This is a genomic window from Enterobacter sp. PTB (assembly GCF_051130085.1).
Classification (GTDB): domain Bacteria; phylum Pseudomonadota; class Gammaproteobacteria; order Enterobacterales; family Enterobacteriaceae; genus Enterobacter; species Enterobacter ludwigii.
Window position 1 is genome coordinate 142,476 of record NZ_JBDKEE010000008.1, and the last position, 25,371, is coordinate 167,846.

Sequence of the window (25,371 nt, forward strand, 5' to 3'; positions counted from 1 at the left end):
GCACTCCTTAACAACAGGCCAGTTCAAAATCGAGGCGTTCCGGCACGGTGCCATTTTCACTGTCCAGCGGCATAAAGCGAATCGCAAAACGGCTCTTATGCCCGGAAATTTGCGGGTAAAGCTGCACGTCGAGCGAAAGGTTCAGTCGCAGCAGATCGGCATCGTCCCCGTTATCCTGGTAAAAACCGTTCAGGCTGGTCTGCTTGCGGAACGGCGCAGAGTTACGGATAAGATCGAGGATCAGCGATAACGTCCGGTGCATCGGCTCCAGGCTTTCCAGCCAGATATTCACCTGCGCATCACGCTGCGTTTGCGGCATGTGCAGCCACATATGAAGCGTCGGCAGGTCAAAGCTGCAGCATCCACCGGGAATACTCAGGCGCTGGCGTACCAGGGCAATCAAGCGATCTTCACGCAAAAACTGGCCAACGCGAGGGGCAGCCATTAACGTGCTGCTACTGCTTTTTAACTGCTGACGCAGGGAATCGATACGGCTTTGATCAACACCCGGAACTTCCGCCCATGCCTGCAGTTTACGCTGCTGACGCTCAAGTTCTTTCAGTAATTCGGTGCGAACATCTCCACGCTCAATCACATCCAGCAGGTCGCCCACATTGCGGAAGAAGTGCAACGCAGTGGCGTGATCGTTGACAGGCAGATGTTGCGAGAGTTGTTGAATAAGAAATTCGATACGCAGCCAGGTACGCATTTTTTCGTTAAGCGGATGCTCAAAAAGGATGTGAGTCGACATTATGGTTTTTCCTGTGCAACGGCCTGCGCGGCGAAGGTCAAATACTGCGCGTGCAGACGGGCAACATCCGATGCAATGGCATCTGGTGCGCCGTTATTATCAATAACATCATCCGCAACGGCCAGGCGCTGATCGCGCGTGGCCTGAGCGGCAAGAATTTGTTCGGCATGTTCGCGCGAGACGCGATCGCGCGTCATGGTTCGCTGGATTTGCGTTTCGGGAAGGACATCAATGACCAGAACCCGATCGGCTTTCTTCTGTAGCTGATTTTCTACCAGCAACGGAACTACCCACAGCACATACGGTGAGCGGGCGGCGGCAATCTGACGCTGAGTTTCCTGGTGGATAATGGGGTGGAGCAGGGCATTAAGCCAGACCTTTTCCGCAGAATCGGAAAAAATGCATTCGCGAAGCTGTCGGCGATTTAGCGTGCCGTCTGCATTGATGATGGCCGGACCAAAATGTTCTTCAATGGTCTTTAACGCGGGTGTATTCGGTTCTACCACCTGACGGGCAATGATATCGGCATCGATAATCGCGATACCCAGGCGAGCGAAAGCGTCCGCAACGGTACTTTTGCCACTACCGATGCCGCCGGTTAATGCGACGGTATACCCCATTAAATCAAATCCTGGGAATTATTCATTATTAAAATCAGTTGGTTGAAATTCAAACGTGTGCCAGCCAATGTTTAGCTCTCTTTACCGGCTTTTTACCAGGTAAATTTATAGGATTGTAGCGTAAAAAAAGAGAATTTCGCAGTCTTGCGGAGCAGGTATTAGTGCGTATGATAACGTCACTGGAGTTGTGCTTTTAACATATTTGCCTCTAACCCCAGGAATCCGCACATGCGTATCGAAGAAGATCTGAAGTTAGGTTTCAAAGACGTTCTTATCCGCCCTAAACGCTCTACACTGAAAAGTCGCTCAGACGTTGAACTCGAACGTCAATTCACCTTTAAACATTCCGGTCAGACCTGGTCTGGCGTGCCGATCATCGCTGCCAATATGGACACCGTGGGAACCTTCGAGATGGCAACCGCGCTGGCACAGTTCGACATCCTCACGGCAGTTCACAAACACTACAGCCCTGAAGAGTGGAACGCCTTTGTGGCATCCGCTTCTGCTGAGGTCGTGAAGCATGTGATGGTCTCTACCGGAACCTCAGATGCCGATTTCGAAAAGACCAAACAAATCCTCAAGAGTAACCCCGCGCTGAACTTCGTCTGTATTGATGTAGCGAATGGTTATTCCGAACACTTCGTGCAGTTCGTGAGCAAGGCGCGTGAAGCCTGGCCGAACAAAACCATCATTGCGGGTAACGTAGTGACCGGCGAGATGTGTGAGGAGCTGATCCTCTCTGGCGCAGATATCGTCAAAGTGGGCATTGGCCCGGGTTCCGTGTGCACCACGCGTGTGAAAACCGGTGTCGGTTATCCGCAGCTTTCTGCGGTTATTGAATGTGCCGATGCTGCGCACGGCCTGGGCGGCCAGATCATCAGTGACGGCGGTTGTACTACCCCGGGTGATGTCGCGAAAGCTTTCGGCGGCGGCGCAGACTTCGTGATGCTTGGCGGTATGCTGGCAGGCCACGAAGAGAGTGGCGGTACCGTGGTGGAAGAGAACGGTGAGAAATTTATGTTGTTCTACGGTATGAGCTCTGAATCGGCGATGACCCGTCACGTGGGTGGCGTTGCAAAATACCGTGCGGCAGAAGGCAAAACCGTGAAGCTGCCGCTGCGCGGCCCGGTTGAGAATACCGCGCGTGATATTCTTGGTGGCCTGCGTTCGGCCTGCACCTATGTGGGGGCATCCCGCCTGAAAGAGTTGACGAAACGCACGACCTTTATCCGCGTTCAGGAACAGGAAAACCGCGTTTTCAATAGCCTGTAATCGCGTAAGCTGGCGCACATCCGTGTGCCAGCGTTATCCCGCACTCATCGCATCCCCGAGATGGAAGATAGGCAAATACATTGCCACCACCAGCGTGCCGATAATCACACCCGTCACAATCAGCAGCACAGGCTCCAGCACGGCAGCCAGGTTATCTGCTGACTGAAAGGTTTGCTCCGTGTGGTGACGCGCCAGGTTTACCAGCATGATGTCGAGCGCACCTGACGTTTCACCGGTTCGCAATAGCTGAATACACAGCGGAGTAAAAACCGCCGCCTTTTGAAAGGATGCCCAAAGGGGATTACCCTTTTCAATGTCTTCCCGGATGGCGCGGAGTATCCCCTGCCAGTACCTGCTCTCAACCGTCTCTTCTGCACTCTCCAGACCCTTTAAAAAAGCGATGCCCGCCTGCTGCGTGAGCGACAGCACGGTAAAAATTTGCCCCAGCTTTTGTCCTTTAGCCAGCGCGCCCATGACGGGGATATGCAGCAGTACGTGTTGCCAGCGTGGATCCTGCCGCAAACCCCAGGCGATGATCACGGGAAGGAGTAGCCCCGCGAACAGCGCGAGGGCATAGGACTGTATAAACGTTGCCATTCCCATGACTATCTGTGTCAGCATCGGGAGCGGGGTATTAAACGTTTTGTAGATGGCGGCGAATTCGGGCAAGACCAGAGTGACCATGGCCAGCACCACGAGTACCGCCAGAGCCAGGATTACCATCGGGTAACGCAGTGCCTTTTTCACTTTCGCACTGAGTTGCTGCTGTGATTTTTGTTGCTGGGCAAGTTCACGGCAGCACGTCTCCAGCTTCCCGGTTAGCTCGCCGGTCTTCACCATCGACACATACAGTGGGCTAAATACCGCGGGCCAACGCTTCAGCGCCTCAGAAAAAGGGCATCCTTCACTCAGCTCATCGGCAAGGCTTTGCAAGAGTGCCTGCCAGGGGGTTATCGGATGCTGGTCCGCCAGCATCTGCAGGCTGTCAGACAGTGTCAGGCCTGCCTGCAAAAGCGTGGCGAGCTGGTGAAATACCTCGTAGCGGTGATGTGGTCGCCAGCGATACCTCTGCGTGCAGCGGGTGATTGTCAGAGGATGTAGCGCTTTGCGCATCAGCCTGTCGAAAGCCGCATTGCGGTCAGTTGCCCACAGAGCCCCGCTTCGGGGCTCTCCTTCAACGGATAACGCACGCCAGCGCCAGAGGTGATTAGCAGCCATCGGGCATTCCCAGGATACGCAGCAACTCTTCGAGCGTGGTCAGTCCCTGTTCAACAGCCATACAGCCATGTTCGAAAAGGGAGGTCATTCCTGCCTGACGGGCGCTGGCCTCAATCACCTCTGACCCCGCTCCGCTGGCAATGGCCTGCCGGAGTGTCTGGTCAATGACGAGCACTTCAAAAATGGCGACGCGACCATAAAAACCGTGATAACAGCGCTCACAGCCGGTGGGTTGCCAGCGCGGCAGCGGCCGGGGCCAAACGGAGCGAGGCAGTTCTGCCCGCTTGTCGGTTTCCTGGCGGCAATGGGGGCATAAACGGCGCACCAGCCGCTGGGCGATGACCAGCGAGAGGGCGGAAGAGATCATCCATCGCGCCACCCCCATCTGCTGCAGGCGGATCAGGGTTTCCGCCGTCGAGTTGGTGTGTAGCGTCGACAACACCAGATGCCCGGTTTGTGCGGCATTAATGGCAATCTCTGCCGTTTCGCCATCACGAATTTCGCCGACCATAATGATGTCAGGATCCTGACGTAGCAGCGCTCTCAGCACCGTCTGGAAGGTAAGGCCCGCACGCGGGTTTATCTGCGTCTGGTTTAATCCTGCAAGCGGGATCTCTATCGGGTCTTCCACGCTGCAGATGTTCACATCCGGCGTGTTTCGAGCCTGCAGCGCGCTGTACAGCGTTACGGTTTTACCGCTGCCGGTGGGGCCGGTAACCAGAATCAGCCCCTGCGGCTGGTGGAGCACTTCGCTAAAGCCGGCCAGCTGTTTAGTATTCATCCCCAACGTTTCTGGCTCAAGAGATTGCTGAACCTGATGCAGCAGGCGCAGTACAATTTTTTCACCGCCGCTGCAGGGAAGCGTGGCGATGCGAAATGAGACCGGCTCGTTTGCCAGCTCAATCGTAAACTGACCGTCCTGCGGTAAGCGGCGCTCCGCAATATCGAGGTTACCCAGCACTTTTAACCGGGCGCTGAGCATGGTGGCCAGCGCGGCTGAAAGTGGGGGCTGCGGGCAAAGCACGCCGTCGATGCGCAGGCGAATCTGGCAAGTCTGCTCCATCGGTTCAATATGAATATCAGAAGCGCGTTGGTTTATCGCCTGCTGCAGCGTGTGGTTAAGAATATCCACCGCTGAGTGTGTCGGCGTAACGACGGGCAGATGCGTTTGTGTGGTTAACTGCCGGTGCTTTTCCATGCGCTCGGCGCTCCAGCACTCGATATCAATCCGTTTCTGGGTAGCGAAACGCAGGGCTTCCATCAGTTCAGGACCGGGGTTTCCCACGACGGCAATGCTAATCATGTCGCTATCGCTGCTCAGCAGAAGGGCATGGTGACGCAGACAAAGTGCGACAAGCTGATCGGTATTCATCATCTGCTCCTCAGTGGGTGTCGAAGCGGAAAACGTCTTCACAGGCCTGCTTGAGCGCGCTGTCGGTACCGATGTTGCAGTCACGCGTCCAACCCGTCATGCCGTTGCCATCATTCCATTGTGGCGTCATGACCACCTCCAGCCCGTTAAGGCTCTCCTGGCCGGTTAAGGTCACGACGCCTTTCGCCACGTTCATGCCTGAAACGTAGCGGGTAGTGGTGGGGGACGGGATACCATTACTGCCTCCGTCACAGCTCTCCACGCCGCCGTGATCCAGGGCGCAAAGCTCAATGGCGGTGCGGTAGGGAATGAAGGTTTGCAGCATATCGGTCAACGCTGCTTTTCGCAGGTAGTTCTGGTACGCGGGAACGCCGATGGCGCTCAGAATGGCAATAATGCCGATCACCACCATCAGCTCAATGAGTGTGAATCCTTGTTGTCTGTCCATGTCTGCTCCTTACGTTAAGTAGGGCTACTCTGGCAGTGAGACAGCGCAGAAACGAGGGGCAAAAAAAGGAACGTGAAGGGGCTTTCAGGGAATTCGTGACGTGTTGCAGGGTAGGGCAATGGTTTTGCGAGCGGGAGTGAATTTCCCCTCTCCGCAACGAGAGGGGAGGGTCATTATTTGAAGCGCATCGAGAGGTCGAGGGCGCGAACGTGCTTGGTCAGCGCCCCAACGGAGATAAAATCAACGCCGGTCTCGGCGAATTCACGGATCGTATCAAACGTCACGTTGCCGGATACTTCAAGCTGGGCTTTGCCGTTGGTCAGTTTTACCGCCTCGCGCATCTGCTCGGTTTCGAAGTTATCAAGCATGATGATATCGGCGCCGGCCTTGATAGCCTGCTCCAGCTCCTCCAGGTTTTCGACTTCCACTTCGACGGGCACATCCGGATGCAGCCAGAAGGCTTTTTCGACCGCCTGACGCACGGATCCCGAGGCAATGATATGGTTCTCTTTAATCAGGAACGCGTCAGACAACCCCAGACGATGGTTTGCACCGCCGCCACAGAGCACCGCGTATTTCAACGCAGTGCGCAGACCCGGTAGCGTTTTGCGGGTATCCAGCAACTGCGTGCGGGTACCCGCCAGCAGGTCAACGTAGCGACGTACTTCGCTTGCCACACCGGACAACGTCTGCACGAAGTTCAGCGCGGTTCGTTCGCCGGTCAGCAGTACACGGGAAGGCCCATCAAGTTCGAACAGCGGCTGATTTGCCGTAATCGCATCACCGTCGTCGACATGCCAGGTGATCTGCACCTCATCGCCTGCCAGTTGGGTAAAGACCTCTTCAACCCAACGCTTACCGCAAAAAATACCCTCTTCGCGCGTAATAATGACCGCATGTGAGCGAGTCTCTTTTGGCAATAATTGTGCGGTAATATCCCTGTCGGCGCTGACGTCACCGCCCAGATCTTCTTTCAGGGCATGGGCAACGCTTGCCGGAATATCCATATTAATACGTTCCAGAAGCGCTTCACGTCGGTTGTCGGGGTTGTAACGGCGAGGCGGCATGATAAAACTCCAAATTGGTAACGAATCATAATATTGAAACATGCTACTCTGAACCGAGTAACAGCACCATACATAAGGAGTTCCAGCATGTTGTTAGAAAACGGATGGCTGGTGGATGCGCGGCATGTGCCCTCGCCGCACCACGACTGCCGCCCGGAGGATGAAAAGCCCACACTGCTGGTTGTTCATAATATCAGTCTCCCGCCGGGTGAGTTTGGCGGCCCGTGGATCGACGCATTATTCACGGGGAACCTGGATCCTGATGCCCATCCTTTCTTTGCTGAGATTGCGCATCTGCGCGTGTCGGCTCACTGTCTGATCCGTCGCGACGGCGAAGTGGTTCAGTACGTCCCTTTTGATAAGCGTGCCTGGCATGCCGGCGTGTCGATGTACCAGGGACGCGACCGCTGCAATGATTTTTCCATCGGGATTGAGCTGGAAGGCACTGACACCACCCCCTACACCGATTCACAGTATCAACAGTTGGTGGCTGTAACCCAAACGCTGATCGGGCTCTATCCCGCGATAGCCGGGAATATTACGGGACACAGCGATATTGCCCCGGCGAGAAAAACCGATCCCGGCCCGGCTTTTGACTGGCCCCGGTTTCGCGCCTTGCTTACCGCGTCGTCAGAATAAGGAGATAACATGACGTTGTTTACCATGCTGCTGGTTATCATCGCTGAACGCCTGTTCAAACTCGGTGAGCACTGGCATCTGGATCACCGGCTGGAGGTGCTTTTCCGCCGGATTAAACATTTTTCCATGCTGCGCACGCTGCTGATGACCGCTGGCGTGATGGTTATAACGTTTTTACTGCTGCGTTCGCTTTACGGCCTCTTTTTCAACGTGCCGCTGCTGGTGGTGTGGATCCTGCTCGGCGTGCTCTGTATTGGCGCGGGCAAGGTGCGTATGCACTACCACGCCTATCTGAAAGCCGCATCTCGTGACGATGTCCATGCGCGGGGCGCCATGGCGAGCGAGCTGACGATGATCCACGGCGTGCCGCCGGATTGCGATGAGCGTGAATTTTTGCGCGAACTGCAAAATGCGCTACTGTGGATCAACTTCCGTTACTACCTGGCACCGCTGTTCTGGTTTGTGGTGGGCGGTCCGTGGGGGCCGGTACTGCTGATGGGCTATGCGTTTCTGCGCGCCTGGCAGACCTGGCTTGCCCGTTACCTTACCCCGCATGAACGTTTATTGTCGGGTATCGATGCCATTCTGCATGTGCTGGACTGGCTCCCGGTACGTCTGGTGGGCGTCGTTTATGCGTTAATTGGCCACGGTGAAAAAGCGCTGCCGGCATGGTTTGCTTCGCTTGCCGACCGCCACACGTCTCAGTATCAGGTGTTGACACGTCTGGCGCAGTTCTCGCTGGCGCGTGAGCCGCATACCGACAAGATTGAAACGCCGAAAGCGGCTGTCTCCATGGCGAAGAAAACGTCGTTTGTGGTGGTCGTGGTCGTGGCGTTGCTGACTATTTACGGCACGCTGGTCTAAGCCAGCGCGCCGTACCGGTCAGATCGTATCAGCAGGCGGGATGCCAAAGTCAGGCATCCCGTTTTCGCCCCAGCGCACGTGTTTCAGACGCGTGTGACGATTCGGGTCATAGAGCGGGTCGCCTTCAATCTCGGTGTAGTTTCGCGCGTGGTAGACCAGCACGTCTTCTCCCTCCGGCGTTTGCGTAAAGCTGTTATGCCCGGGCCCAAACTGACGATTCTCGACGCTGGTTCGGAAAACCGGACGCGACGCTTTATGCCAGTTCGCCGGATTTTGCGGATCGGCATTCATGTCTATCCACAGTAACCCCATGCAATAGTTCTCATCCGTGGCGCTGGCGGAGTAGCTGATAAACAGCTTATCTTCGTGAAACAGCACTGCCGGACCTTCGTTGACCCAAAATCCGCGGCATTCCCAGTCATACTCCGGTTTACTGAGCATCACCGGCTCGCCTTTGAGCGTCCACGGATTCGCCATTTCGCACAGATAGAGGTTGGAGTTTCCGGAGATATCCGGGGCTTTTTGTGCCCACAAATACCAGCGTTTTCCCTGATGGACGAACGTGGTGGCGTCCAGTGCGAAGGTGTCGAACGGGGTGGTAATCTGGCCTTTCTCGATCCACGTCCCGGTGAGGGGATCGTGGTCCGCACACTCCAGCGCAAACATGCGGTGCTGGAACATACCGAGGCTGTCCAGCGCCTGGGTATGGGTGGCTGCAAAATAGATATACCACTTACCGTCAATGTGGTGCAGTTCCGGTGCCCAGATCAGCTGGCTCATCGGCCCGGTCTCCGGTTTACGCCAGACCACGACCTCTTCGGCATCGCGTAGTCCTTCCAGCGAGTCGGCGCGACGGATCTCGAGCCTGTCGTACTGCGGCACGGAAGCGATAAAGTAGTACAGACCCTCGTGGTGCAGAATGTAGGGGTCGGCACGTTGTTCAATAAACGGGTTTGGCCAGGTGTGCATTCGGCTTTCCTTATTTCGTCTCAGCGGCTTTGAGTTCCTGATAATTATTCAGCTCGCGATAATTGTTGCGACGCTTCTCGAGGTCTTCCTGGATCTGCTTCATCGTTTCGCGGTCAACCTTCAGCAGACGTACCACGCCTGCGGTAATGAGATACCCGACGCCCGGAATCACGGTAAACAGCAATACAATGCCGTTGATGGCATCCGGACTTTGCGCTTTCGCCCCCGCGTCATAACCGTACCAGGAGAGCAGGAAACCAACCATCGCACCGGCAATCGCCAGCCCCAGTTTGAGGAAGAAGATGTTACCGGAGAAGCTGATCCCGGTGATGCGCTTACCGGTTTTCCACTCACCGTAGTCATCGACGTCGGCCATCAGCGACCAGTGCAGCGGAGACGGGATCTGGTGCAGGATGTTCAGCAGGAAGTAGAGCACCACAATGGTGACCGTGGCTTTCGGATCGAAGAAATAGAAGGCGCAGGAGAAAATCGCCAGCACGATGTTGGTCCAGAAGAAGACTTTGAGCTTACACCAGCGGTCGGTGAGGACTTTCGCCAGCATACTGCCGAGCATCATGCCAACCACGCCCAGGCTGATAAACAGCGTGGCGAAATGGGTACTCTGGCCCATAACCCAGGTCACGTAGTACATCGTGGCCGCCATGCGGATAAAGCCCGGGCACACGTTGCACAGGGTCAGCAGCAGAATGCGCACCCACTGGTCGTTCTTCCACACGTCTTTCAGGTCGTTTTTCAGCTCGTCATGAGTCTGTACCGCCGGGCGTACACGCTCGCGAACGGTATAGAAGCAGAACAGGAACATACCGGTACCAATCAGCGCCAGCACGGTCATTGCCATCTGGTAGCCTTTGGCTTTGTTGTCGCCACCAAACCAGTCGGCCATCGGTAACAGCGTCAGCGACAGCAGCAGCGTGGCGATACCTACCAGCACAAAGCGATAGGACTGGCAGGCAACACGTTCCTGCGGATCGTTGGTAATCACGCCGCCTAACGAACAGTAAGGAATGTTGATTGCCGTATAGGTTAAAGAGAGCAGGAAATAGGTGACGAAGGCATAGATAACTTTGCTGTTGTAGCTCCACTCTGGCGTGGTGAACATCAGGATGCTGAACAGCGCATAGGGAAAGGCAATCCACAGCAGCCATGGACGAAACCGGCCATATTTACTGCGGGTACGGTCGGCGATGGCCCCCATAATCGGATCCGTTACGGCATCAATTACGCGGACAGACAGCAGCAGTACGCCGACCAGTGCAGGCGCCAGGCCAAAAATATCGGTATAAAAATAATTAACAAACAACATGATGGCGCCAAAGATGATGTTGCAACCTGCATCGCCCATCCCATAGCCGATCTTTTCTTTTACTGACAGTTTAGCGTTATCCATAGACTGCTCTCCGGGTTACGGTATGGAGAGAATTATTTGCTGGCAAACGAATATATGCGTTGCAGTATCAGGGCGGTGATATGGATAAATACGCTGTTGGCGTGAAACTGTGAGGGAGGTAACAACACGCGGTACCTGCAAAACGCAGATACCGCGGGGGAGACTTAGTGAGCTTTCAGGGCGTTGCGGCTTTTCTGGCTAAACAGATAGCCGATACCAAGAACGGCAACCCAGACTGGGATCAGGTACACCGAGATTGCCATACCCGGGGTCAGCAGCATGATGACCAGCACTCCCGCCATAAACAGCAGGCAGATCCAGTTGCCCAGCGGATAGAGCAGGGCAGGGAAGCGAGTCTTCACGCCCTGCTGATGCTTGGCACGGCGGAACTTGATGTGTGCCAGGCTGATCATCGCCCAGTTGATAACCAGGGCAGAGACCACCAGCGCCATCAGCAGGCCAAACGCCGATTCCGGTGCCAGATAGTTAATCAGGACACACAGCGCCGTTACGATCGCCGAAACGATGATGGTGTTCACCGGAACGCCACGCTTGTCGACGTTGAGCAGCATCTTCGGCGCGTTACCCTGCTGGGCCAGGCCGAACAGCATACGGCTGTTGCAGTATACGCAGCTGTTATAGACCGACAGCGCCGCCGTCAGCACCACGATGTTGAGCGCATTCGCCACGACGGTATCGCCCAGCTCATGGAAAATCAGGACAAACGGGCTGGTGTCGGCAGTAACGCGCGTCCACGGCAGCAGAGAGAGCAGAACGGCCAGTGAGCCCACATAGAAAATCAGAATACGGTAGATAACCTGGTTGGTCGCTTTCGGGATGCTCTGCTCCGGGTTGTCAGCTTCAGCTGCGGTGATGCCGACCAGCTCCAGACCACCGAAGGAGAACATAATGATTGCCATCATCATCACGAGGCCCGTCATGCCGTGAGGCAGGAAGCCGCCCTGTTCCCAGAGGTTGCGTACCGTGGCCTGCGGGCCACCGTTGCCGCTAAACAGCAGCCAGCCGCCAAAGATGATCATCGCCACGACGGCAACCACTTTGATGATGGCAAACCAGAACTCCATCTCACCGAAGACTTTAACGTTGGTGAGGTTGATGGCGTTAATAATGACGAAGAAGGCCGCAGCAGAAGCCCAGGTGGGGATCTCCGGGTACCAGAACTGAATGTATTTCCCGACGGCGGTTAGTTCAGCCATGGCAACCAGAACGTACAACACCCAGTAGTTCCAGCCTGACGCGAAACCGGCGAAACTGCCCCAGTACTTATAGGCAAAGTGGCTGAAAGAGCCCGCAACCGGCTCTTCAACGACCATTTCACCTAACTGGCGCATAATCAGAAAAGCGATAAAACCGGCAATGGCGTAACCCAAAATAATGCCGGGACCGGCAGACTGGATAACGGATGCACTTCCCAGAAACAGTCCAGTGCCAATAGCACCGCCCAGTGCGATTAGCTGTATATGGCGGTTCTTCAGACCGCGCTTTAGCTGATCGCCGTGCTGTTGAGCTTCCATTTGAAACCTCGTGTGTGGTTGTTATGTTCACGCGACGCGTGTGTAATTATGAATATCCGTTTTCTGTATTTATTTCTTTACAGTCAATGAGACCGAAAAAAGCGGAGATGTCTTCCGTAAGCGCCAGAATAGTGGTAAGCGCCAGCGATTGCACCTGCTTTATGACGGGGCGATGACGAGTTGAATAAAAAGAAAGCATTTGTAAATCACCCCGCTAACCCTTCATACCCCAACCTATAGAATAGAAATGCTCCGTAAGTGGGCAAAATTTCATATTTTGCGTTGTTGAATCGCTTCAGATTGCAAAAACCCTCGTTTCATTAAGGTTAAAACTCCCACTAAGGGAGTAACTAACTCATTTGTGCGAAGTTACATTTCTGAAACGTTATTTCTGTAAGGTTGTTAAAATGTGCAGGGTTTACTGATTTCAATCAAAACCAATATGGACAGAAGGTGAATACTTTGTTACTTTAGCGATACGAACTTGAAATTGGTAAGACCAATTGACTCCGGGCAAAAAGGCGTAAGACAGGGAATATGGCCTACAGCAAAATTCGCCAACCAAAACTATCTGATGTGATTGAGCAGCAGCTGGAGTTTTTAATCCTCGAAGGGACACTGCGCCCGGGTGAGAAACTTCCGCCAGAACGCGAGCTGGCAAAACAGTTCGACGTTTCACGTCCCTCTCTGCGTGAGGCGATTCAACGTCTCGAAGCAAAGGGCTTGCTGCTTCGTCGCCAGGGCGGCGGAACCTTTGTGCAAAACAGCCTGTGGCAGAGCTTCAGCGATCCGCTGGTAGAACTTCTCTCTGACCACCCAGAATCCCAGTTTGATCTGCTTGAGACCCGTCACGCGCTAGAAGGTATCGCGGCCTATTACGCCGCACTTCGTAGCACTGATGAAGATCGCGTGCGTATCCGCGAACTTCATCAGGCCATTGAACGGGCACAGCAATCCGGCGATTTAGACGCCGAGTCCAATGCCGTTGTCCAGTATCAAATCGCCGTCACCGAAGCTGCACACAATGTTGTGCTCCTCCATCTGCTACGCTGCATGGAGCCGATGCTGGCCCAGAACGTTCGTCAGAATTTTGAATTGTTGTATGCCCGTCGGGACATGCTCCCATTGGTAAGCAACCATCGCACCCGAGTATTCGAGGCGATAATGGCCGGGGAACCGGAGCAGGCGCGCGAAGCGTCGCACCGACATCTGGCTTTCATTGAGGAAATCTTGCTGGACCGCAGCCGTGAACAATCGCGTCGCGAACGTTCATTACGCCGCATACAGCAACGAAAGGATTAAGCGCCAGGGTTTTTTAGAGCGCGGCAACTAAACGCAGAACCTGTCTTATTGTGTTCTTGCCCAAGAGCACAATGGGACAGGTTCCAGACAAATCAACGTATTAGATAGATAAGGAATACCCCCATGTCAGAACGTCTCCAAAATGACGTGGATCCGATCGAAACTCGCGACTGGCTACAGGCGATCGAATCGGTCATCCGTGAAGAAGGTGTTGAGCGTGCTCAGTATCTGATTGATCAGCTGCTTTCTGAAGCCCGCAAAGGCGGTGTGAAGGTTGCTTCAGGTGCAGGGGCTAGCAACTACGTAAACACGATTGCCGTTGAAGACGAACCGGAATACCCGGGCAATCTGGATCTGGAACGCCGTATCCGTTCTGCAATCCGCTGGAACGCCATCATGACCGTTCTGCGCGCGTCCAAGAAAGACCTGGAGCTGGGTGGCCACATGGCGTCCTTCCAGTCTTCTGCGACCGTTTACGAAGTGTGTTTCAACCACTTCTTCCGTGCAGCTAACGAGAAAGACGGCGGCGATCTGGTGTACTTCCAGGGCCACATCTCTCCGGGCATCTATGCACGTGCATTCCTGGAAGGTCGTCTGACTGAAGAGCAGATGAACAACTTCCGTCAGGAAGTTCACGGTAAAGGTCTGTCTTCTTACCCACACCCTAAACTGATGCCAGAATTCTGGCAGTTCCCGACAGTATCCATGGGTCTGGGCCCAATCGGTGCTATCTATCAGGCTAAATTCCTGAAATATCTGGAACACCGTGGTCTGAAAGACACTTCTGAACAGACCGTCTACGCCTTCCTGGGCGATGGCGAGATGGATGAGCCAGAATCGAAAGGCGCAATCACCATTGCGACCCGTGAGAAACTGGACAACCTGTGCTTCATCATCAACTGTAACCTGCAGCGTCTGGATGGTCCGGTAACCGGTAACGGCAAGATCATCAACGAACTGGAAGGCATCTTCGCAGGTGCTGGCTGGAACGTGATCAAAGTGATGTGGGGTTCCCGTTGGGACGAACTGCTGCGTAAAGACACCAGCGGTAAACTGATCCAGCTGATGAACGAAACCGTTGACGGTGACTACCAGACCTTCAAATCCAAAGACGGTGCCTACGTTCGTGAGCACTTCTTCGGTAAATATCCTGAAACCGCAGCACTGGTTGCAGACTGGACTGACGAACAGATCTGGGCTCTGAACCGTGGCGGCCACGATCCGAAGAAAATTTACGCTGCACTGAAAAAAGCGCGTGAAACCAAAGGTAAAGCGACTGTAATCCTGGCCCATACCATCAAAGGTTACGGCATGGGTGATACCGCAGAAGGTAAAAACATCGCTCACCAGGTTAAGAAAATGAACATGGACGGCGTGCGTTATATCCGCGACCGTTTCAACGTTCCAGTGACCGATGAGCAGGTAGAAAACCTGTCTTATATCACCTTCCCTGAAGGTTCTGAAGAGCATAAGTACCTGCACGAACGTCGTCAGGCGCTGAAAGGCTACCTGCCAGCTCGTCAGCCTAACTTCACCGAGAAGCTAGAACTGCCAGCGCTGGAAGATTTCTCTCAGCTGCTGGAAGAGCAGAACAAAGAGATCTCTACCACTATCGCTTTCGTTCGTGCCCTGAACGTGATGCTGAAGAACAAGTCGATCAAAGATCGTCTGGTTCCAATCATTGCCGACGAAGCGCGTACTTTCGGTATGGAAGGTCTGTTCCGTCAGATCGGTATTTACAGCCCGAACGGCCAGCAGTACACCCCGCAGGACCGTGAGCAGGTTGCTTACTACAAAGAAGACGAGAAAGGTCAGATCCTGCAGGAAGGTATCAACGAGCTGGGCGCAGGCGCATCCTGGCTGGCTGCTGCGACCTCTTACAGCACCAACAACCTGCCGATGATCCCGTTCTACATTTACTACTCCATGTTCGGGTTCCAGCGTATCGGTGACCTGTGCTGGCAGGCAGGCGACCAGCAGGCTCGCGGCTTCCTGATCGGTGGTACTTCTGGTCGTACGACCCTGAACGGTGAAGGTCTGCAGCACGAAGATGGTCACAGCCATATTCAGTCTCTGACTATCCCTAACTGTATCTCTTACGACCCGTCTTACGCGTACGAAGTGGCAGTCATCATGCATGACGGTCTGCAGCGCATGTACGGTGAAGCGCAAGAGAACATTTACTACTACATCACCACGCTGAACGAAAACTACCACATGCCGGCCATGCCAGCAGGTGCCGAGGAAGGTATCCGTAAAGGTATCTACAAACTCGAAACCGTTGCAGGTAGCAAAGGTAAAGTTCAGCTGCTGGGCTCCGGTTCTATCCTGCGTCACGTACGTGAAGCGGCACAGATCCTGGCGAACGACTACGGCGTTGGCTCTGACGTGTACAGCGTAACGTCCTTCACTGAACTGGCGCGTGATGGCCAGGATTGTGAGCGCTGGAACATGCTGCACCCAATGGAAACGCCACGCGTTCCATACATCGCTCAGGTGATGAACGACGCGCCTGCGGTTGCGTCTACTGACTATATGAAACTGTTCGCTGAGCAGGTTCGTACTTACGTACCGGCTGATGATTACCGCGTACTGGGTACTGACGGCTTCGGTCGTTCTGACAGCCGCGAAAACCTGCGTCACCACTTCGAAGTGGATGCATCTTACGTGGTTGTAGCAGCACTGGGCGAACTGGCTAAACGTGGCGAAATCGATAAGAAAGTGGTTGCGGACGCAATCACCAAATTCAACATCGATGCAGATAAAGTTAACCCGCGTCTGGCGTAAGAGGTAAAAGAAGAATGGCTATCGAAATCAAAGTACCGGACATCGGGGCTGATGAAGTTGAAATCACCGAGATCCTGGTCAAAGTGGGCGACAAAGTTGAAGCTGAACAGTCGCTGATCACTGTAGAAGGCGATAAAGCCTCTATGGAAGTTCCGTCTCCTCAGGCTGGCATCGTTAAAGAGATCAAAGTCTCTGTTGGCGATAAAACCGAGACTGGCAAACTGATCATGATTTTCGATTCCGCCGACGGTGCAGCAGCTGCTGCTGCACCTGCGCAGGAAGAGAAGAAAGAAGCTGCTCCTGCGGCTGCTGCACCAGCAGCTGCTGCGGCAAAAGAAGTCAACGTGCCTGACATCGGCGGTGACGAAGTTGAAGTCACTGAAATCCTGGTGAAAGTGGGCGATAGCGTTACGGCTGAGCAGTCCCTGATCACCGTAGAAGGCGACAAAGCCTCTATGGAAGTGCCGGCGCCATTCGCGGGTACGGTTAAAGAGATCAAGATCAACACCGGCGACAAAGTTTCTACCGGCTCTCTGATCATGATCTTCGAAGTGGCAGGTGCTGCACCTGCTGCCGCGCCTGCTCAGGCTGCTGCGCCAGCGCCGGCCGCTGCACCTGCTGCTGGCGGTGCGAAAGATGTCAACGTACCTGACATCGGTGGTGACGAAGTTGAAGTCACCGAAGTGATGGTAAAAGTGGGCGACAAAGTTGCTGCTGAACAGTCACTGATCACCGTTGAAGGCGACAAAGCATCTATGGAAGTACCCGCGCCATTCGCGGGTACCGTTAAAGAGATCAAAATCAGCACCGGCGACAAAGTGTCTACGGGCTCTCTGATCATGGTCTTCGAAGTGGAAGGCGCTGCGCCAGCTGCTGCTCCGGCTGCCGCTGCTGCACCAGCACCTGCCGCTGCACCGGCTCAGGCGGCTAAACCTGCTGCTGCCCCTGCTGCAAAAGCAGAAGGTAAATCTGAGTTCGCTGAGAACGACGCTTACGTTCACGCTACGCCACTGATTCGTCGCCTGGCGCGCGAATTCGGTGTAAACCTGGCGAAAGTGAAAGGGACTGGCCGTAAAGGTCGTATCCTCCGCGAAGACGTTCAGGCCTATGTGAAAGACGCGGTGAAACGCGCTGAAGCTGCCCCTGCTGCTGCCGCTGGCGGCGGTATCCCGGGCATGCTGCCATGGCCGAAAGTGGACTTCAGCAAGTTCGGTGAAATCGAAGAAGTGGAACTGGGTCGTATCCAGAAAATCTCTGGTGCCAACCTGAGCCGTAACTGGGTGATGATCCCGCACGTTACGCACTTCGACAAAACGGATATCACCGATCTGGAAGCGTTCCGTAAACAGCAGAATGCCGAAGCTGAGAAGCGTAAACTGGACGTGAAATTCACCCCAGTCGTCTTCATCATGAAAGCCGTTGCTGCGGCGCTTGAGCAGATGCCACGCTTCAACAGCTCCCTGTCCGAAGATGGGCAGAAGCTGACGCTGAAGAAATACATCAACATCGGTGTTGCGGTTGATACGCCAAATGGTCTGGTTGTTCCGGTCTTTAAAGACGTGAACAAGAAGAGCATCACTGAGCTGTCCCGTGAACTGACCACCATCTCCAAAAAAGCGCGTGATGGTAAGCTGACTGCCGGCGAAATGCAGGGCGGCTGCTTCACTATCTCCAGCATCGGCGGCCTGGGAACTACCCACTTCGCACCGATTGTTAACGCGCCGGAAGTGGCTATCCTCGGTGTGTCCAAGTCCGCGATGGAACCGGTATGGAATGGCAAAGAGTTCGTGCCGCGTCTGATGATGCCAATCTCTCTGTCCTTCGACCACCGCGTGATCGACGGTGCTGATGGTGCGCGTTTCATCACCATCATCAACAACACCCTGAGCGACATTCGCCGCCTGGTGATGTAATCGAAAAGCCGGCCAGTCGGCCGGCTTTTTTCTGTTAATCTCATGTGGTCTGTGAGGTTATTGGCGAAAAGCGACAATTCGTGAGCCGTTTGTTGTTTCAAAATTGTTAACAATTTTGTAAACTGCGGGCGGATAGAACGTCCCGGTGGATGAAGGGCGACAAGTACCTGGACCGCCGGAAATCAATAAGAGGTCATGATGAGTACTGAAATCAAAACTCAGGTCGTGGTACTTGGGGCAGGCCCGGCGGGTTACTCTGCTGCCTTCCGTTGCGCTGATTTAGGTCTGGAAACCGTAATCGTAGAACGCTACAACACCCTCGGTGGTGTTTGCCTGAACGTAGGCTGTATCCCTTCTAAAGCTCTGCTGCACGTTGCGAAAGTTATCGAAGAAGCCAAAGCACTGGCTGAACACGGTATCGTCTTCGGCGAGCCGAAAACCGATATCGACAAGATTCGTACCTGGAAAGAGAAAGTTATCACTCAGCTGACCGGTGGTCTGGCAGGTATGGCCAAAGGCCGTAAAGTGAAAGTGGTAAACGGTCTGGGTAAATTCACCGGCGCGAACACCCTGGAAGTGGAAGGCGAAAACGGCAAAACCGTTATCAACTTCGACAACGCGATCATCGCTGCGGGTTCCCGTCCAATTCAGCTGCCATTCATTCCACATGAAGATCCACGCGTGTGGGATTCCACCGATGCGCTGGAGCTGAAATCCGTGCCTAAGCGTATGCTGGTTATGGGTGGCGGTATCATCGGTCTGGAAATGGGTACCGTGTACCATGCGCTGGGTTCAGAGATCGACGTGGTTGAAATGTTCGACCAGGTTATCCCGGCTGCCGATAAAGACATCGTTAAAGTCTTCACCAAACGTATCAGCAAGAAATTCAACCTGATGCTGGAAACCAAAGTGACTGCCGTTGAAGCAAAAGAAGACGGTATTTACGTTTCCATGGAAGGCAAAAAAGCCCCTGCCGAACCACAGCGTTACGACGCAGTGCTGGTGGCTATCGGCCGTGTGCCGAACGGTAAAAACCTCGACGCGGGCAAAGCAGGCGTGGAAGTAGACGACCGTGGCTTCATCCGCGTTGACAAACAGCTGCGCACCAACGTGCCGCACATCTTTGCTATCGGCGATATCGTCGGTCAGCCAATGCTGGCGCACAAAGGTGTTCACGAAGGTCACGTTGCCGCTGAAGTTATCGCCGGCATGAAACACTACTTCGATCCGAAAGTGATCCCATCTATCGCTTACACCGAGCCAGAAGTGGCATGGGTGGGTCTGACTGAGAAAGAAGCGAAAGAGAAAGGCATCAGCTACGAAACCGCCACCTTCCCGTGGGCTGCTTCTGGCCGTGCTATCGCTTCCGACTGCGCAGACGGTATGACCAAACTGATCTTCGACAAAGAGACTCACCGTGTGATCGGTGGTGCGATTGTCGGTACCAACGGCGGCGAGCTGCTGGGTGAAATCGGTCTGGCTATCGAAATGGGTTGTGACGCTGAAGACATCGCGCTGACTATCCACGCTCACCCGACTCTGCACGAGTCTGTTGGCCTGGCGGCAGAAGTGTTCGAAGGTAGCATCACCGACCTGCCTAACGCGAAAGCGAAGAAGAAATAAGTTTCTTCATGATTGCGAAACGCCTCCTCCGGAGGCGTTTTTTTTTGCCTGCGTTATGGGGCGACCGGTTGCCAGGTGTGGTCCAGGTGATAAGCAGGTAACGCCTGCGCTTTCTTCTCTGACTCGCTGCCGAGGTCCGACTGATACACTTTGTCGGTCTGGTTTATTACAAAGCTCATCACGCCCGTCTGACCGTAGCTGACTGGCCATGCCACCATGGCAAAACCATTTTTATCCGGCAGGATGCGAAAACGGTAGCCGTGATAGCCAGTGCCGGGTTCTTTCGGGCTGAAGGCCGGACCGAGTGGGCTGGGGGCTTCGCCGGGCGAGGCCGGCCAGTATAAGCCGTCTTTTTTGCCGGCTGAGCTGACAATCTTCTGTGCATATTTCTGGTTCAGCGCAAAATAGCTTTGCTGTGCATCCACATACGCGTGCAGCGCCTCGATGGCGGCGAGTTCGTTGCGGCCAATCTCGCGGGTCAGGATCTCTTCAGCCCCTTCTTTGATATCAAATTGCCAGCCAGAGGCGGTTTTGATCACCGGAATCGGTAGCTGCCAGTCGCTGTCACCGACCACAAGATGTGCCTTATCCCCGTCAACGACCGTATTGTGCCGAACTTTCCAGTCGCGCAGGAAGCGATCCACGGCATCAGGATCCACCCCTTCCGGCGGCAGAAAATCACGCCAGTTCTCACCGAGCAGGGTGTTCATCGCGCTTTCATTTTGCTCACTGATGGCGCTGGCCAGCGCATCGGTTGCCTGGTCTGGCGTGCTGAAAGATTGCTGCGCCATTGCGGCGGCCGACAGCATGAATAACGCGATCCCACTGAGTAATTTGCTTTTCATGTCGGCTTCCTTAACGGTGACGGAATTCACGGTGTTCAGCACGCCCGGTAGACGTCTGGCGCGGTTGCTGATGGCGGGCAGCCTGTTGCCGGCTCTGGGCGCCTCGCTGCTGCTGGGCTTGCCAGTTGGCGGAACGACTGTCGTTACCGCTGAGCGCATTGGCGCGCGGCTGGCTACTCCGCGCAGGCTGCGAAACCCGTTTCTCTTGCCTTTGGGTGGTGGTCGGGCGGCTGTCTCGCGTCTTAGCGGCTGTCCGCTGTGCCGTTTGCGGTTTGGTGTCGTAGCCCCGGTAGTTGTTGCGCTGGGAAATTTGCTTCAGCTGGGCGGTTGACGCCTGGCGCTGTGCATCTTTGGTGCCCGGACGCGCGGTTTGCGGGAAGGTTTTTCCCGTTGATTTCTCCATCTGGCTCAGCGCAGCCTGCCGTTGGCTGTCCCGGTTGACCGGTTTTTGCTGCGTCGCGCTTAGCCCCGTTGCCGTGTTCGTTGAGTGGAAGCGATTGTTGAGCGTGTTAGTGGGATAGGGCACTCCTTCACGATAGGCCGGGTTATGCTGCCAGGTGCGGTTGGCGTCCGTCAGGCGCTGGCCGCTGATTTTATTAAAGTTCTCAACGTTGATATTGATGTTGTTATCACCGTTGCGGTTATAGCCGCCGTGGTGATCCCAGTCGTCATCATGGTGGTGATCCCAGTCATCGTCATCATCCCAGTCGATGTTGCTGAAAATAGCGTAGGTTGTCGCCACACCCAGGCTGAACCCTAAGCCTTTGACCAGGCTGTCCGTAAACTGCTCTCCCGGAGAGGGCGGTAAATAGACGGGCGGATAAGCGGTGTTCGGCCAGGTGCCATACACGGTATTCGGGTTGTAGGTGGGCACGTAAACCACCTGCGGGTCGGCGGACTCAATTTTAATGACCGTCGGGGCTGACGTCGTGGCGGTGCTTGTTGTCTGGCCGGTGGCCGTTTTCGCCGGGGCTGGTTTTGTCTCGGTGGTGACCGTTTGCTGCGGTGTTGATTGCAATGCACCGGTTTGCTGCGCCAGCAAACGCAGACGTTGCACGGAATCCATCACATCTTTCGGCTGCGCGAGAAACGCGTCGCCCAGGCTCTGCACCCAGGGTGGATTTTCGCCCATCAGGGACATCAGCTGAGGAAACGCCACCAGTGATTTTACGCTCGGATCCCAGGGTTGATTCGCCACGGCCTGAATGGCGGCATCGCCCTGCAGTTTAGGGTTGTCTTTTGACCACTGTGCCGCCTGGATGACGTTGGCCGGGTAAGTCGAAGCCATCAAAATTTGCGATAGCAGGGCATCCGGGTAGAGCGCGATGGGGGCGACCCACTGATCAATTTGCGCGGCCGTGTAGGCTGGCGCGGCGACCGGTGCTGGCTGAACGGCAGGGGCGGCAGGCGGCGCAGCCGGTTGTTGTGCGACGGGGGCAGGAGCCACAGGCTCCGTTGCGCGGCTTTTAACGAACATGACGCCTGAGGCGGCAAACAGCCCGACACTGCACAGAAGGACAAGCAGTTGTGGCTTAAAGGGCAACTTCATAAAATGACTCCAACGAGACAAGCGCTGTGCCGTGAGGCGTTACGGTTGGCGTGAGTATCAATCACCCGTCTTTTACTGTTTTGACTTTTGTGGGGAATCATCCGGTACGTCCGGATAAAGAGTGTGGGTATTTATTACACGATTATATCGGATGGCTGAAATGCCGCCGGAATATTCAGAAGGTCGCACTCACGGTTTTTGCAGTCAGAATTCGTTGCACCTGCCCGCTACACCATGCTTAACGATTCAGCAAATTTTTTAATGTTGCTTTTTTGTAAACGGATTAACACTGTGCAGAAATCCTGCTATGCTGCCCGACGCGGTATCGGGCATTTACCCTACAAACTGCTGTCTCACAGGAGCGTGAAGAGAACGCCCGCCGCATATGACAATGAGAGCGAGGAGAACCGTCGTGCTAGAAGAATACCGTAAGCACGTAGCAGAACGTGCCGCCGAGGGAATTGTACCCAAACCTTTAGATGCAACCCAAATGGCCGCGCTCGTCGAGCTGCTGAAGAACCCGCCTAAGGGCGAAGAAGAATTCCTGTTAGATCTGTTGATCAACCGTGTACCGCCTGGCGTAGATGAAGCTGCCTACGTAAAAGCCGGATTCCTTGCCGCCGTCGCCAAAGGCGAAGCAACCTCCCCACTGGTTACTCCTGAAAAAGCTATTGAACTGCTCGGTACCATGCAGGGTGGCTACAACATTCATCCGCTGATTGACGCACTGGATAACGACACGCTGGCACCGATTGCCGCCAAAGCGCTCTCCTCAACGCTGCTGATGTTCGATAACTTCTACGATGTGGAAGAAAAAGCCAAAGCCGGCAACGCCTACGCGAAACAGGTTATGCAATCCTGGGCCGATGCCGAATGGTTCCTGAACCGTCCTGCACTGGCTGAAAAAATCACCGTTACCGTCTTCAAAGTGACCGGTGAAACTAACACCGATGACCTCTCTCCGGCACCGGATGCGTGGTCTCGTCCTGATATTCCTCTGCACGCGCTGGCGATGCTGAAAAATGCCCGTGAAGGTATTGAGCCGGATCAGCCGGGCAGCGTTGGCCCGATCAAACAGATCGAAGCTCTGCAGGAAAAAGGTTTCCCGCTGGCATACGTCGGTGACGTAGTGGGTACCGGTTCGTCCCGTAAGTCCGCGACCAACTCCGTACTGTGGTTCATGGGCGATGACATCCCTCATGTGCCTAACAAACGTGGCGGCGGCCTGGTGCTGGGCGGCAAAATTGCGCCAATCTTCTTCAACACCATGGAAGATGCGGGCGCACTGCCGATCGAAGTGGATGTCTCTAACCTGAATATGGGCGACGTGATTGACGTTTACCCGTTCAAAGGTGAAGTGCGCAACCACGAAACCAACGAACTGCTGGCGAGTTTTGAGCTGAAAACCGACGTGCTGATTGACGAAGTGCGTGCCGGTGGCCGTATTCCGCTGATTATCGGTCGTGGCCTGACGACCAAAGCGCGTGAAGCGCTGGGTCTGCCGCACAGCGACGTGTTCCGTCATGCGAAGGATGTGGCGGAAAGCAATCGTGGTTACTCCCTGGCGCAGAAAATGGTGGGTCGCGCCTGCGGCGTCGCCGGTGTCCGTCCTGGCGCGTACTGCGAACCGAAGATGACCTCCGTGGGGTCTCAGGACACCACTGGCCCAATGACCCGTGATGAACTGAAAGACCTGGCGTGCCTGGGCTTCTCTTCTGACCTGGTGATGCAGAGCTTCTGTCACACTGCCGCGTATCCGAAGCCGGTTGACGTGACCACGCACCACACGCTGCCTGACTTCATCATGAACCGTGGCGGTGTGTCGCTGCGTCCGGGTGACGGTGTTATTCACTCCTGGCTGAACCGTATGCTGCTGCCTGATACCGTCGGTACCGGTGGTGATTCCCATACCCGTTTCCCAATCGGTATCTCCTTCCCGGCGGGCTCGGGGCTGGTGGCGTTTGCTGCTGCGACCGGCGTGATGCCGCTGGATATGCCAGAATCGGTTCTGGTGCGCTTCAAGGGCAAAATGCAGCCGGGTATCACCCTGCGTGACCTCGTGCATGCTATCCCTCTGTATGCCATCAAACAGGGTCTGCTGACCGTTGAGAAGAAAGGGAAGAAAAACATCTTCTCTGGCCGTATTCTGGAAATTGAAGGTCTGCCGGATCTGAAAGTCGAGCAGGCATTCGAACTGACCGATGCGTCCGCGGAGCGTTCTGCTGCTGGCTGTACCATCAAGCTGAACAAAGAACCGATTATTGAGTATCTGACCTCTAACATCGTGCTGCTGAAGTGGATGATTGCAGAAGGCTACGGCGACCGTCGTACGCTGGAGCGCCGTATCCAGGGCATGGAAAAATGGCTGGCGGATCCACAGCTGCTGGAAGCCGATGCTGACGCAGAATACGCGGCAGTGATCGACATCGATCTGGCGGATATCAAAGAGCCGATCCTGTGTGCACCAAACGATCCGGACGATGCGCGTCTGCTTTCAGACGTTCAGGGCGACAAGATCGACGAAGTGTTCATTGGATCCTGTATGACCAACATCGGCCACTTCCGTGCTGCCGGTAAGCTGCTGGATACCCACAAAGGCCAGCTGCCAACGCGTCTGTGGGTGGCTCCGCCAACCCGTATGGATGCGGCTCAGCTGACCGAAGAGGGCTACTACAGCGTGTTCGGTAAGAGCGGTGCGCGTATCGAAATTCCTGGCTGTTCCCTGTGTATGGGTAACCAGGCGCGTGTGGCTGACGGTGCGACGGTGGTTTCCACCTCTACCCGTAACTTCCCGAACCGTTTAGGTACCGGTGCTAATGTCTACCTGGCCTCTGCGGAGCTGGCGGCGGTTGCGGCACTGATTGGTAAACTGCCAACGCCGGAAGAGTACCAGACCTTTGTGGCTCAGGTGGATAAGACGGCGGTAGATACCTATCGCTATCTGAACTTCGACCAGCTCTCTCAGTACACCGAGAAGGCTGACGGGGTTATCTTCCAGACGGCGGTATAAACAGCTAAACCGTCTCCACGGAGGCGGTTTTGTGTTTGCACCCTCTCCTGTGGAGAGGGACAGGGTGAGGGCATCAGACCGCAAGGTCTTGCTCTCACCTTTTTATTTTCATTCCTCCTGCCTCCCACGCTTTTTTTCTTCCTCTCTGCTGCGATAATTAGCGTAATGGCTTTGCAGAG

The 25,371-nt window shown here is 54.9% G+C and carries 19 protein-coding genes; 8 read left to right on the top strand and 11 right to left on the bottom strand.

The window, feature by feature from the left end:
• Window positions 1-7 precede the first annotated feature (7 nt).
• Window positions 8-751, bottom strand: a complete 744-nt coding sequence (zapD, locus tag AAIR21_RS12425) for a cell division protein ZapD (protein ID WP_014168639.1) — start codon at window positions 749-751, stop codon at window positions 8-10.
• Entirely contained in the window at window positions 751-1,371 is a 621-nt protein-coding gene (coaE, locus tag AAIR21_RS12430; protein WP_151712103.1) for a dephospho-CoA kinase, read from the bottom strand. Before coaE ends, zapD begins: the two co-directional genes overlap by 1 nt.
• Window positions 1,372-1,599: 228 nt before the next feature.
• On the opposite strand from coaE, the gene AAIR21_RS12435 reads away from it, so the two are divergent.
• Window positions 1,600-2,643 (top strand): GMP reductase, encoded by a 1,044-nt coding sequence (locus AAIR21_RS12435; protein ID WP_014168641.1) that lies wholly within the window; start codon window positions 1,600-1,602, stop codon window positions 2,641-2,643.
• A 33-nt stretch (window positions 2,644-2,676) separates the two neighbouring features.
• Here the strand turns inward: AAIR21_RS12435 and hofC are convergent, their stop codons facing one another.
• The 4 genes from hofC to nadC form a co-directional block, all read right to left on the bottom strand.
• Window positions 2,677-3,861 carry a protein transport protein HofC gene (hofC, locus tag AAIR21_RS12440; RefSeq protein WP_183516763.1) on the bottom strand — a complete coding sequence of 395 codons (1,185 nt, stop codon included), beginning with the start codon at window positions 3,859-3,861 and terminating at the stop codon, window positions 2,677-2,679.
• Window positions 3,851-5,233 (bottom strand): type II secretion system protein GspE, encoded by a 1,383-nt coding sequence (gene gspE / locus AAIR21_RS12445; protein WP_041162424.1) that lies wholly within the window; start codon window positions 5,231-5,233, stop codon window positions 3,851-3,853. Before gspE ends, hofC begins: the two co-directional genes overlap by 11 nt.
• A gap of 10 nt (window positions 5,234-5,243) precedes the next feature.
• Window positions 5,244-5,681 carry a prepilin peptidase-dependent pilin gene (gene ppdD / locus AAIR21_RS12450; RefSeq protein ID WP_047743422.1) on the bottom strand — a complete coding sequence of 146 codons (438 nt, stop codon included), beginning with the start codon at window positions 5,679-5,681 and terminating at the stop codon, window positions 5,244-5,246.
• Window positions 5,682-5,854: 173 nt separating this feature from the next.
• On the bottom strand, window positions 5,855-6,748 hold the full coding sequence (nadC, locus tag AAIR21_RS12455) for a carboxylating nicotinate-nucleotide diphosphorylase (RefSeq protein WP_020882584.1): 894 nt from the start codon (window positions 6,746-6,748) through the stop codon (window positions 5,855-5,857).
• Between the two features lie 87 nt (window positions 6,749-6,835).
• Here nadC and ampD point away from each other — a divergent pair, with 87 nt between their 5' ends.
• Window positions 6,836-7,387 carry a 1,6-anhydro-N-acetylmuramyl-L-alanine amidase AmpD gene (gene ampD / locus AAIR21_RS12460; RefSeq protein ID WP_020882585.1) on the top strand — a complete coding sequence of 184 codons (552 nt, stop codon included), beginning with the start codon at window positions 6,836-6,838 and terminating at the stop codon, window positions 7,385-7,387.
• Window positions 7,388-7,396: 9 nt separating this feature from the next.
• On the top strand, window positions 7,397-8,251 hold the full coding sequence (ampE, locus tag AAIR21_RS12465) for a beta-lactamase regulator AmpE (protein WP_020882586.1): 855 nt from the start codon (window positions 7,397-7,399) through the stop codon (window positions 8,249-8,251).
• 18 nt (window positions 8,252-8,269) lie between these two features.
• Here the strand turns inward: ampE and AAIR21_RS12470 are convergent, their stop codons facing one another.
• The 3 genes from AAIR21_RS12470 to aroP form a co-directional block, all read right to left on the bottom strand.
• On the bottom strand, window positions 8,270-9,220 hold the full coding sequence (locus AAIR21_RS12470; protein WP_020882587.1) for a glycoside hydrolase family 43 protein: 951 nt from the start codon (window positions 9,218-9,220) through the stop codon (window positions 8,270-8,272).
• A gap of 10 nt (window positions 9,221-9,230) precedes the next feature.
• A complete protein-coding gene (locus AAIR21_RS12475) occupies window positions 9,231-10,628 on the bottom strand; it encodes a glycoside-pentoside-hexuronide (GPH):cation symporter (RefSeq protein ID WP_014168649.1) in 1,398 nt (465 codons plus the stop codon).
• A gap of 164 nt (window positions 10,629-10,792) precedes the next feature.
• Complete coding sequence (gene aroP, locus AAIR21_RS12480; RefSeq protein WP_014168651.1) at window positions 10,793-12,163, bottom strand: aromatic amino acid transporter AroP; 1,371 nt, start codon at window positions 12,161-12,163, stop codon at window positions 10,793-10,795.
• Between the two features lie 537 nt (window positions 12,164-12,700).
• On the opposite strand from aroP, the gene pdhR reads away from it, so the two are divergent.
• The 4 genes from pdhR (at window position 12,701) to lpdA (ending at window position 19,788) form a co-directional block, all read left to right on the top strand.
• Window positions 12,701-13,465, top strand: a complete 765-nt coding sequence (gene pdhR / locus AAIR21_RS12485) for a pyruvate dehydrogenase complex transcriptional repressor PdhR (protein ID WP_013095596.1) — start codon at window positions 12,701-12,703, stop codon at window positions 13,463-13,465.
• A gap of 123 nt (window positions 13,466-13,588) precedes the next feature.
• Window positions 13,589-16,252, top strand: a complete 2,664-nt coding sequence (aceE, locus tag AAIR21_RS12490; RefSeq protein WP_014168653.1) for a pyruvate dehydrogenase (acetyl-transferring), homodimeric type — start codon at window positions 13,589-13,591, stop codon at window positions 16,250-16,252.
• 14 nt (window positions 16,253-16,266) lie between these two features.
• On the top strand, window positions 16,267-18,165 hold the full coding sequence (gene aceF, locus AAIR21_RS12495; RefSeq protein ID WP_434681144.1) for a pyruvate dehydrogenase complex dihydrolipoyllysine-residue acetyltransferase: 1,899 nt from the start codon (window positions 16,267-16,269) through the stop codon (window positions 18,163-18,165).
• A gap of 198 nt (window positions 18,166-18,363) precedes the next feature.
• A complete protein-coding gene (gene lpdA, locus AAIR21_RS12500) occupies window positions 18,364-19,788 on the top strand; it encodes a dihydrolipoyl dehydrogenase (protein WP_020882589.1) in 1,425 nt (474 codons plus the stop codon).
• 53 nt (window positions 19,789-19,841) lie between these two features.
• Here lpdA and AAIR21_RS12505 read toward each other — a convergent pair whose 3' ends face one another.
• Together AAIR21_RS12505 and AAIR21_RS12510 are read right to left on the bottom strand one after the other, a co-directional pair.
• Window positions 19,842-20,633, bottom strand: a complete 792-nt coding sequence (locus AAIR21_RS12505) for a DUF2950 family protein (protein ID WP_044858481.1) — start codon at window positions 20,631-20,633, stop codon at window positions 19,842-19,844.
• Between the two features lie 10 nt (window positions 20,634-20,643).
• Window positions 20,644-22,182, bottom strand: a complete 1,539-nt coding sequence (locus AAIR21_RS12510) for a DUF3300 domain-containing protein (protein WP_183516761.1) — start codon at window positions 22,180-22,182, stop codon at window positions 20,644-20,646.
• A 412-nt stretch (window positions 22,183-22,594) separates the two neighbouring features.
• Between AAIR21_RS12510 and acnB the strand changes: the two genes are divergently transcribed.
• On the top strand, window positions 22,595-25,192 hold the full coding sequence (acnB, locus tag AAIR21_RS12515) for a bifunctional aconitate hydratase 2/2-methylisocitrate dehydratase (RefSeq protein WP_020882592.1): 2,598 nt from the start codon (window positions 22,595-22,597) through the stop codon (window positions 25,190-25,192).
• Window positions 25,193-25,371 lie beyond the last annotated feature (179 nt).

Bases quoted from the DNA above. Each gene is read 5' to 3' on its own strand.
- zapD (WP_014168639.1), bottom strand. From the start codon at position 751: ATGTCGACTCACATCCTTTTTGAGCATCCGCTTAACGAAAAAATGCGT.
- coaE (WP_151712103.1), bottom strand. From the start codon at position 1,371: ATGGGGTATACCGTCGCATTAACCGGCGGCATCGGTAGTGGCAAAAGT.
- AAIR21_RS12435 (WP_014168641.1), top strand. From the start codon at position 1,600: ATGCGTATCGAAGAAGATCTGAAGTTAGGTTTCAAAGACGTTCTTATC.
- hofC (WP_183516763.1), bottom strand. From the start codon at position 3,861: ATGGCTGCTAATCACCTCTGGCGCTGGCGTGCGTTATCCGTTGAAGGA.
- gspE (WP_041162424.1), bottom strand. From the start codon at position 5,233: ATGAATACCGATCAGCTTGTCGCACTTTGTCTGCGTCACCATGCCCTT.
- ppdD (WP_047743422.1), bottom strand. From the start codon at position 5,681: ATGGACAGACAACAAGGATTCACACTCATTGAGCTGATGGTGGTGATC.
- nadC (WP_020882584.1), bottom strand. From the start codon at position 6,748: ATGCCGCCTCGCCGTTACAACCCCGACAACCGACGTGAAGCGCTTCTG.
- ampD (WP_020882585.1), top strand. From the start codon at position 6,836: ATGTTGTTAGAAAACGGATGGCTGGTGGATGCGCGGCATGTGCCCTCG.
- ampE (WP_020882586.1), top strand. From the start codon at position 7,397: ATGACGTTGTTTACCATGCTGCTGGTTATCATCGCTGAACGCCTGTTC.
- AAIR21_RS12470 (WP_020882587.1), bottom strand. From the start codon at position 9,220: ATGCACACCTGGCCAAACCCGTTTATTGAACAACGTGCCGACCCCTAC.
- AAIR21_RS12475 (WP_014168649.1), bottom strand. From the start codon at position 10,628: ATGGATAACGCTAAACTGTCAGTAAAAGAAAAGATCGGCTATGGGATG.
- aroP (WP_014168651.1), bottom strand. From the start codon at position 12,163: ATGGAAGCTCAACAGCACGGCGATCAGCTAAAGCGCGGTCTGAAGAAC.
- pdhR (WP_013095596.1), top strand. From the start codon at position 12,701: ATGGCCTACAGCAAAATTCGCCAACCAAAACTATCTGATGTGATTGAG.
- aceE (WP_014168653.1), top strand. From the start codon at position 13,589: ATGTCAGAACGTCTCCAAAATGACGTGGATCCGATCGAAACTCGCGAC.
- aceF (WP_434681144.1), top strand. From the start codon at position 16,267: ATGGCTATCGAAATCAAAGTACCGGACATCGGGGCTGATGAAGTTGAA.
- lpdA (WP_020882589.1), top strand. From the start codon at position 18,364: ATGAGTACTGAAATCAAAACTCAGGTCGTGGTACTTGGGGCAGGCCCG.
- AAIR21_RS12505 (WP_044858481.1), bottom strand. From the start codon at position 20,633: ATGAAAAGCAAATTACTCAGTGGGATCGCGTTATTCATGCTGTCGGCC.
- AAIR21_RS12510 (WP_183516761.1), bottom strand. From the start codon at position 22,182: ATGAAGTTGCCCTTTAAGCCACAACTGCTTGTCCTTCTGTGCAGTGTC.